5 protein-coding genes and 2 pseudogenes are annotated in these 7,747 nt (G+C 72.6%); 6 read left to right on the forward strand and 1 reads right to left on the reverse strand.

Features of this window, described 5'->3' with window-relative positions:
• The 5 genes and pseudogenes from MFF42_RS09270 to MFF42_RS09290 form a co-directional block, all read left to right on the forward strand.
• Positions 1–224 (forward strand): annotated as a pseudogene (locus MFF42_RS09270) (glycerol acyltransferase); the annotation flags it as partial.
• Complete coding sequence (locus tag MFF42_RS09275) at positions 221–1,375, forward strand: glycosyltransferase family 2 protein (RefSeq protein ID WP_238255476.1); 1,155 nt, start codon at positions 221–223, stop codon at positions 1,373–1,375. The pseudogene MFF42_RS09270 and the gene MFF42_RS09275, both read left to right, overlap by 4 nt.
• Positions 1,376–1,522: 147 nt before the next feature.
• Positions 1,523–2,665 (forward strand): Ppx/GppA phosphatase family protein, encoded by a 1,143-nt coding sequence (locus tag MFF42_RS09280; RefSeq protein ID WP_238255477.1) that lies wholly within the window; start codon positions 1,523–1,525, stop codon positions 2,663–2,665.
• A 338-nt stretch (positions 2,666–3,003) separates the two neighbouring features.
• Positions 3,004–3,717, forward strand: coding sequence for an RlmE family RNA methyltransferase (locus MFF42_RS09285; protein ID WP_238255478.1), 714 nt, complete (start codon positions 3,004–3,006; stop codon positions 3,715–3,717).
• Positions 3,718–3,816: 99 nt separating this feature from the next.
• Positions 3,817–5,619: pseudogene (locus tag MFF42_RS09290) on the forward strand (adenine deaminase C-terminal domain-containing protein); the annotation flags it as partial.
• Positions 5,620–5,872: 253 nt separating this feature from the next.
• On the opposite strand, the gene MFF42_RS09295 reads toward MFF42_RS09290, so the two are convergent.
• Entirely contained in the window at positions 5,873–6,760 is an 888-nt protein-coding gene (locus tag MFF42_RS09295; protein WP_238255479.1) for a DUF3313 domain-containing protein, read from the reverse strand.
• 281 nt (positions 6,761–7,041) lie between these two features.
• Between MFF42_RS09295 and MFF42_RS09300 the strand changes: the two genes are divergently transcribed.
• A partial coding sequence (locus MFF42_RS09300; protein ID WP_238255480.1) for an MFS transporter occupies positions 7,042–7,747 on the forward strand: 706 nt, incomplete at its 3' end.

The raw sequence follows: 7,747 nt of genomic DNA on the forward strand, positions 1-7,747 counted from the left end.
CGGAGCGCCTCGCCCGGCTCGAGTCGGACCTGACCGCGACCCTCGACCGGCTCTCGGCCGACGTGATCGCCCGCGATCCTGCCCGGTTCGAGACCTTGCTGGCGGGCCGGCGCGGCGTCGGCGGCGTCTATGACGGCTGGCGGCGGCTCGCGGCGGCGCTGACAGGACGACGCTTCGAGCCGGGACACCGGAACGGCGATGGTGCGGAGACGCGGACCCGATGACGCTCGCGCTCCTCGCCCTCATCGCCCTCGCCCTGGCCCTGCTTCCGGCGGTGCTGGCGGCGGTCAACCTCGCGATCCTGCGAACCCCTGAGCCCGCGCCGACCGGCGGCCTCGTCTCGATCCTGATCCCCGCCCGCAACGAGGCGGCGGTGATCGAGGGCACGGTGCGGGCGGCGCTCGCGAGCCGCTTCGTTCCGGTCGAGGTGATCGTCGGCGACGATCACTCGACCGACGAGACCGCGGCGATCGTCGCGCGCCTCGCGGCCGCCGATCCGCGCCTGCGGCTGATCGCGGTGCCCGCCCTGCCCGAGGGCTGGACCGGCAAGAACCACGCCTGCGTCGCGCTCGCCGCCGCGGCCCGCGGCGAGCGCCTGCTGTTCCTCGATGCCGACGTGACGCTGGCGCCGGACGGTGCGGCAGCCCTTGCCGCGCATGCCGCGACGAGCGGGGCTGATCTCGTCAGCGGCGTGCCGCGGCAGGTGATGGAGACGCTGGGCGAGCGCCTGACCGTGCCGATGATCGACTTCCTGATGCTCGGCTACCTGCCGATCGCCCTGATGCGCGCCTCGCCCCGGCCCTCGCTCGGCGCCGCCTGCGGGCAGATGATCCTGATCGGCCGCGGGGCCTACGCCGCCACCGGCGGCCACGGCGCGATCCGCACCTCTCTGCACGACGGCGTGCGCCTGCCGCGGCTGTTTTGCGAGCAGGGCCTTCGCACCGACCTCGTCGCCGGACACGCGCTCGCCGCCTGCCGGATGTACCGGAACTTTTCGCAGTCCTGGGCCGGCTTCTCGAAGAACGCGCACGAGGGCATGGCGACGCCCATGGCCCTCCCCGTCTGGACATTGCTGCTGTTCGGCGGCCACGTCCTGCCCTGGCTCGTCCTCGCCGCCGCCCTGGCGCTCGGGGCCGGGAATGCTGCCGCCCTCGCCTTGGCCGCCGCCCTCATCTCGCTCGGCACCCGCGCGGCGATCACGCTGCGGGTGGCCGAGCCGGCCGCGACGATTCCCCTGCATCCGCTCGCCGTCTGCACGGCGCTCGCGATCCAGTGGAACGTGCTGCTGCGCCCGAGCCGCGCCGGTCGGGCGGTGTGGAAGGGCCGCAGCTACGCGGTGGGCGCAGCGCCGAAGCCGCAGCGGGAGCCGGGCTGACCGGCGGCGGCCCGAGACGATCCATGCGGCAAATCGTGTAAGTCCGGCCATCCAGCCTTTGCAGTTCCCGAACAACGCCTGTAGCCTTGGTGCCACGACGGTCCTGCGTCTTGCCGGGCCGCATCGCCAGGAAGTTCGGTCGCGTCGATGAGGGATGAGAGCGCCGCCGCCGTGTCGGCCCGCCCCACCGCCGACCCGCAGACATCGCGGGACGGGTCCCGCACGGTCACGGGCGGACGCCCGATCGAGAGCTACCCCCCGCGCTACGAGACCGGCCGTCATGACACGGGCCGCAATGGCCGCCGCGACGCCTACGCCGCGCTCGATCTCGGCACCAACAATTGCCGGCTGCTGATCGCCGAGCCGACGCCCAACGGCTTCCGCGTGATCGACGCCTTCTCCCGCATCGTCCGTCTCGGGGAGGGCCTGGGCAATTCCAACCGCCTCACCGAGGCGGCGATCGAGCGCACGGTGGAGGCCCTGCGCATCTGCCGGGGCAAGATGAAGTCCCGCGCCGTCGCCCGCTCCAAGGTGATCGCCACCGAGGCCTGCCGGCTCGCGGTCAACGGCGCTGAATTCGTGGCGCGGGTGCGCGCCGAGGTCGGGCTCGACCTCGAGATCGTCGACCGGCAGACGGAAGCCTACCTCGCGGTGACGGGCTGCGCCGCGCTGGCCGACCCGCGGGCGGAATCGGTCGTGATCTTCGATATCGGCGGCGGCTCCACCGAGATCGCGTGGCTCGACGGCGCCGCGGCCAATCCCTCGACCGACCCGACCCTGCGCATCCGCGCCTGGGACTCGCTGCCCGTCGGCGTGGTGACGTTGGCCGAGCGCCACGGCGGCACCGAGGTCACGCGGCGCACCTTCGAGGGCATGGTGGAGGAGGTCGGCGACCTGATCTCCCCCTTCGCCCTCCGCGCGGCGGCGGCCGCCACCGCCCCCTATTTCCACCTGCTCGGCACCTCGGGCACGGTGACGACGCTCGCCGCCATGCACCTGCGCCTCGCCCGCTACGAGCGGCGCCGGGTCGACGGGCTCTGGATGAGCGACGGCGAGGTCGGCGACGCGATCGAGGATCTGCTCGACACCCGCCTCGAACAGCGCGCCGACAACCCCTGCATCGGCCGCGACCGGGCCGACCTCGTTCTCGCCGGCTGCGCGATCCTGGAGGCGATCCGCCGGGTCTTCCCCTCGGACCGCCTGCGCATCGCCGACCGGGGCCTGCGCGAGGGCCTGCTCATGAACATGATGCGCGAGGATGGCGTCTGGCGCCGCGGGCGGTATCGCTGAGGACAATCGGGCCGGACGTACAGCACCAGTTCCGCGTGATTCCTTCGGTACCGGCTCCCCCGTCATCCCGGGGCCGCGCAGCGGAACCCGGGATCCACCCGTGATGCGCGGCTGGAACAGGGCGTTCAGGCCAGTCGTGGATTGCACGCCTCCGGCGCGCCCCTTCGGGTCCGGGTTCGCTTGTCAGCGCCCCGGAATGACGGTGGCGGGGAGAGGGGCGCCCAGGACATGTCCGATGCGCTCCGGGAATGCCGTCTTCACGCGCTCGCGGCAGCAGGATAGGGACGATCCGGCCGTTGTGAGCGCATCGGCGCGTACCGATGCTTGAGGACATGATCATGACCGACCGGCGAGGCGGGACGGGCGGCCTGCGCGGCGACCTGAAGCAGCGGGTGAAGACCGGCCGCGGGCGCACCCTCTCCCAGAAGCGCTGGCTCGAGCGCCAGCTCAACGACCCCTACGTCGCCCGCGCAAAGCGCGAGGGCTACCGCTCCCGCGCCGCGTTCAAGCTCATCGAGATCGACGAGCGCTTCAAGCTGCTGAAGCCCGGCCAGCGCATCGTCGATCTCGGCGCGGCACCCGGCGGCTGGTCGCAGGTCGCCGCGAAGATCGTCGGCGAGGGCGGGCGCATCGTCGGCATCGACCTGCTCGACGTCGAGCCGATGGCGGGCGCCACCTTCATCACCCTCGACTTCCTCGACGACAGCGCCCCCGAGCGCCTGACCGAGCTCTTGGGCGGCAAGGCCGACCTCGTCCTGTCCGACATGGCCGCCAACACCACCGGCCACAAGAAGACCGACCACCTGCGCACGATCGGACTCGCCGAATCCGCCGCCGCCTTCGCCGCCGAGATCCTGGCGCCGGGCGGGGCCTTCCTGGCCAAGGTGTTCCAGGGCGGCACCGAGGGGAGCCTGCTGTCCGACCTGAAGCGCGACTTCGCGGTCGTGCGCCACGTCAAGCCGGCGGCGAGCCGGGCGGATTCGAGCGAGCTCTACGTGCTGGCCACCGGTTTTCGCGGTCAGCCCGTGGGCGAGGCCGACGACGCGGACTGATCGGTCACGGGCGGCTGCGCCCCGCCTTCCTTTCGTGGCACGATGCCTGCGCATCCTGCCCGAGAGCCGCGCCCCGAGAGCCGCGCAAGGAAGGACCCGATGACCGCCAGCCCCCTCACCCGCTTTTCCGTCGCGCCGCTGGCCCGGATGACCCGGCGCCTCGCCGAGGTCGCCGCCGGCCGCGCCGAGCCCGATCGCGTCATCACCGGCGCGCGGGTGCTCTCGACCTATTCCGAGCGCATCCTGCCCGACCGCGAGATCTGGATCGCGGGCGGGCGCATCGCCGCGGTGAAGCCGGCGGGCCACCATCGCGGCGGCGCGCCGCGCACCGACGTCGCCGGCGGCCTGATCGCGCCGGGGCTGGTCGATCCGCACCTCCACATCGAGAGCAGCATGGTCACGGCCTGCGCCTACGCCGAGGCCGCGCTGATCAACGGCACCACCACCATCGTCTGCGACAGCCACGAGATCGGCAACGTGCTCGACGTGAACGGCGTCGAGTGGATGCTGGAGGATGCCCGCGCGGCGCCGCTCAACATCTTCCTCACCGTGCCGAGCACGGTGCCGGCCACGACGCCGGAACTCGAGACCGCGGGGGGCGACCTGACGGCGGAGAAGATCGCCGGGCTGTTCGACGCGTGGCCCGAGGCGGTCGGGCTGGGCGAGAAGATGGATTTCGTCGCGGTGGCCGCCGGGGACGAGCGGGCGCACGCCATCATCCGCGCCGCCCTGGAGCGGGGCCGCCCGATCTCGGGCCACGTCTACGGCCGTGACTTCGTGGCGCCCTACGCCGCGAGCGGCGTCACCGACACCCACGAGGCCGTGGATGCGGACATCGCCGACGACCTGCTGGAGGCCGGCCTCTGGATCTTTCTGCGCGGCGGGCCTCCTACGACCCCATGGCACTCGCTGCCGAAGGCGATCGGCACCGTGACCGAGTACGGCGCCGCCTGGAAACGGGTCTGCGCCTGCACCGACGACCGCGACGCCGACGACCTTCTCGCCTTCGGCCTCGACTGGGTGGTGCGCGAGGCGGTGGCCCGCGGCATCCCGAAAGCCGCCGCCTGGGCGATGGGCTCGCTGCACGGGGCGACCCGCTACGGCCTCGACGGCGAGGTCGGTGGCCTCGGCGGCGGGCGCCGGGCCGACCTCGTGCTCCTCGACGACGACCTCGTGCCGCAGGCGACGTGGTACGGCGGCGAGCTCGTGGTGGAGGATCGCAAGCCCACCCCGAGGCTCGAAGAGGCGCTGGCCCGGCCCTACCGCTACCCGGCGCCGGCCTACGCCACGATTCGCCTCCCCGATCCGCTGCCGGCGCTGATCCCGCCCCTTCCCGCCGGCCCCTGCACGGTCAACGCGATCCGCACGACCTTGCCGGGGATCGAGCTGAGCCACGAGCGCGTCGCGCTCGCCCCCGGCGCCGACTGGGCGGCGACGCTCGCCGCGCACGATCTCTGCCACGTCGCGGTGATCGAACGGCACGGCCGCTCCGGCGGCGTCGCCCACGGGCTGCTCTCCGCCTTCGGCCTGAAGCGCGGCGCGGTGGCGAGCAGCGTCGGCCACGACTCGCACAACCTCATCGTCGCAGGGCTGAACGAGGCCGACATGCGGGTGGCCCTCGACGCGATCGCGGCCCATCAGGGCGGGGTCTGCGTCGTGGAGGATGGACGGGTCGCGGCAATGGTGCCGCTGCCGGTGGCGGGGCTCCTCTCCGACAAGCGCGTCGGCGCGGTGGCCGACGAAGTGAGAGCCCTCAAAGCGGCCTGGGAACGGGCCGGCTGCAGCATTCCCTATATGGGCTTCAACCTGATCCCGCTCTCCGTGATCCCGCAGATCCGCATCACCGACAAGGGGCTGGTGCTGGTGCCGGAGATGCGGCAGGTGCCGCTGTTCGAGGCGGCGTGGGCGAGGCGCTCCGCTGAGCCCCTCTCCCCGCCGGGCGGGGAGAGGCCCGCAGGTACCTTGTCGTGCCTGCGGGAAGCGCAGGCGAAGCCGGAGCGAGGGTGAGGGGGTGTTTCAGGACGAGGCGTATCCGGCCAAGTCCCCTCACCTTCGGCTGCCGCCTCGCTTCATGCCCCGACGAGGGGGCATGAAGCCCTCTCCCCGCGAGCGGGGAGAGGGGATCCGCATGCGGCCGAGGCGATCGAACCGTGGTTCAGCGCGCGGTGGAGACGCCCGGTCCCTTGTCGGTCCAGTCCGGCGGCAGGCCGATCATGTCGCCGATGATGCCGTCCACGCCCGGCGCCCGTCCGAACGCCTCGCAATCGGGATCGAGCGGCGCCTCGCCGAGCGTCGTGATGCGGACGCGGTCGTAGGTCGGGAGCTGCAGCTCGCCCTTGAACGGGTCCTTGCCCGTGGCGAGGTAGGAGCCGAAATCCTGGCCGAACTCGCCCGCGAGGTCGTAGGCGTCGCCGGCCGCGGAGAAGCGGGCCTGGTTGGTGAAGGAGTTGGCCGCGCCCGCCCAGATCATCGCCGCGCGCTGGCGCTTGCGGGCGTCGAGCGCCTCGGCCTCGATGGTCAGGCTGCCGAGCCCGATCGGCACCCGCGGCACCGGGATCTTGCCGACCGCGTCGGCGAAGCCGATGCCGACCTGCGCCGCCACCGTGATCGCCGCCGAGGCGGCGATGGTCGCGCTGGAGGCCGGCACATTGGTCAGCTCGACCCGGGTCACGACCGAGCGCACCGTGAGATCGGCCTTACCCGAGGACACGATGTCGTAGCGCAGCGAGAGATCATAGCAGAGCGCCCGGTCGGCGGCGTTGGCGATCACGCGCCGCTCGACCGGCGTCAGGCCGGGACCGGAGACCGCCTCGGTGAAGGCCGTCGGCACGATCCGCACGGTGCGCACCGTCTGCGGCAGGGTCGGGTCGATGAACAGCCGGGATTCGGAGGCCACCGCGTCGCTGGTGACGAACTGGTCGCGGCGCGAGAGCGCGTCGCCGTCGGTGAGGACCACGTTGCCGCAGCCGGTCAGCCCGGCGAGCAGGACGGCGGCGAGCGCGAGGCGGGAGAAGCCGGAACGATGAGTCGACCGCAGGGGCATCAGGCTCTTTCGCGGGATGTTGGGCCGGCGCCGTGAGACGCGCGGGGATGCGCATCCGGCCGAGGCCGGACAGCACCGCTTTTCAGGCGGAAGCCTAGCCGTAAGGTGGCGGTCCCGGAAGGATCCGGCCAGCGGCCGCGCGCGTATCCCGCGGGTCTGTGACCGTTCCGCCACGTTGTTTCATCCCGCGACTGCCCGACATGAGGTTCCGGTGTCGACTCGCCGCGACGCTTCCCTCCCCCGGCGCAACCCTTCGGTGCGTTGCGCGCTTCTCCCTGCCGATGCGTCCCGCCCAGATCGTCCCCCTCGTCGTCGCCACCGCGCTGTTCATGGAGAACACCGACTCGACGGTGATCGCCACGGCGCTGCCGGCGATCGCGGCGAGCCTCGGCGTGGACCCGATCGCCCTCAAGCTCGCGCTCACCGCCTATCTCGTGAGTCTGGCGATCTTCATTCCCGTCTCGGGCTGGGCCGCCGACCGCTACGGCGCCCGCAACGTCTTCCGGGCCGCGCTCTGCGTGTTCATGGCGGGCTCGCTCGCCTGCGCCGCCGCGAACTCGCTGGCCGGCTTCGTCGCCGCCCGCTTCGTGCAGGGGATCGGCGGCGCGATGATGGTGCCGGTCGGCCGCCTCGTGATCCTTCGCTCGGTGCCGAAATCCGAACTCGTCGGGGCGCTCGCCTACCTCACCATCCCCGCGCTGATCGGCCCGATCCTCGGGCCGCCGCTCGGCGGCTTCATCACCACCTACGCCGACTGGCGCTGGATCTTCTTCATCAACATCCCGATCGGGCTCGCCGGCATCGTGCTCGCGACCCTGTACTTCGGCGACATCCGCGAGGAGACGCGCCCGCCGCTGGACGGGGTCGGCTTCCTCCTGTCGGGCGGCGGGCTCGCCCTGATGATGCTCGGCTTCGCCGCGACCGGGCGCCACCTCCTGCCGGACGGCGTGTCCTGGGCCTGCATGGCCGGCGGGATCGTCCTCGTCG

The sequence above is a fragment of the Methylorubrum podarium genome (assembly GCF_022179745.1).
Lineage (GTDB): Bacteria > Pseudomonadota > Alphaproteobacteria > Rhizobiales > Beijerinckiaceae > Methylobacterium > Methylobacterium podarium.